Genomic DNA, 1320 nt, shown 5'->3' with positions numbered 1-1320 from the left:
TGGAGTGCTCCCCGTTTCACCGGACATGTCGGCTAGTTTGATTTAGCCCTGATGAACTGCCGTGGGGAAGCCATCTTGAGCGCGGAATGGGGATGGATTTCGTTGTAGTCCTCGATCCATCCGTCAATGAGCCGGAGCACCGTTTCGGCGTCCGGTAGTGGTGATATTCGGATATAATCCCGCTTCAGGGTTTTGACGAAGGCCTCCGACATGCCGTTGGACTGCGGACTGGCCACCGGCGTGAAGCAGGGTGTCAGATTGAGCGCCTGGGCAAACAGCCTTGTGTCCCGCGCTGTATAGGCTGAGCCATTGTCAGAGAGATGCTCGATGGCATGCGGAGCCCGCGTTGCTCCAAACCGCTTCTCGACCGCCTCCAGCATCATGTCGCGCACATCCGAGCCGGAGATGCCTGCATTGGCGACCGCCGTCCAGGCGATGATCTCGCGGTCGAAGGCGTCGATGATGAAGGCGAGACGAACGACTTCGCCATTCCAGCAGTTAAACTCCAGTCCATCCGAGCACCAGCGCAGGTTCGAGCGCATGACCATGACCTTGCCGTCATGGATGCGGCCCTTGCGAACGGCCGTATGCTTCTCCAGCAACATCGCGTGGTTGCCCATGATGCGATGAACCCGCTTGGCGTTGACGACAGGCTTATCGGCGGCTCGCCTTTCGCGATTGAGGAGCGCGGCGATCCGCCGATAGCCATAGGTTGGCCTTTGATCCACCAGCCTGCGAATGATGGGCAGAAGCTCTGTATCCTCGGCCTTGTGATAGGGCCCGCGCGGCTTTGATCTGCCTTTCAGCCGCTCAGCGAGGTTGGAGCGGGAGACGCCCAGCGTGTCTGCGACGGTCTTCATCGGGAACCGTCCTTCGGCAACAAGATCGGCCGCGATATCCGTTTTTTTGAGTCTGCTTTCGAAAGTGCTTCGCGGAGGATTTCGACCTCCATCGTTTTGCGGCCGAGCATGCGCTCCAGCTCGCGGACGCGATCCTCCAGCTTCTTCACTTCCGAATTGCCCACAACCGGCTCGTCAGAATCCACGGCTGCAGCACCTCCCTCGCTCAGAAGCCTGCGCCACCGGTAAAGCAGATTGGGCGCAACGCCATGGCGGCGAGCGGTGGAAGATACCGTCTCGCCTGGTTCGAAACTCTGCTCGATGATTGTCAGCTTTTGCTCGGTTGTCCACCGTCTGCGCCGGACATCACCCGTCAGCAGTTCAACGTGTCGATACTCGTTAGACATAAGCATGTCCTCAAGCCTGTGCTTGAGCCTTTCTGCTTATGCCGACTGTCCGGTCAGAACGGGGTGCAGTTCAC

1 protein-coding gene is annotated in these 1320 nt (G+C 59.2%); it reads right to left on the bottom strand.

Features of this window, described 5'->3' with window-relative positions; translation table 11 throughout:
- Positions 1-32: 32 nt before the first annotated feature.
- A protein-coding gene (locus tag JJQ51_RS32765) for an IS3 family transposase (protein WP_442967362.1) occupies positions 33-1252 on the bottom strand; the annotation gives its coding sequence in 2 pieces (ribosomal slippage) (positions 33-922 and positions 922-1252; 1221 coding nt in all).
- Between the last annotated feature and the right edge of the window lie 68 nt (positions 1253-1320).

Origin of the sequence: Rhizobium sp. AG207R, assembly GCF_027109195.1 — a bacterium.
Classification (GTDB): Bacteria; Pseudomonadota; Alphaproteobacteria; order Rhizobiales; family Rhizobiaceae; genus Rhizobium; species Rhizobium dioscoreae.
The sequence above is the reverse complement of the archived record's forward strand: the minus strand, read 5'-3'. Positions and strand labels throughout refer to the sequence as shown.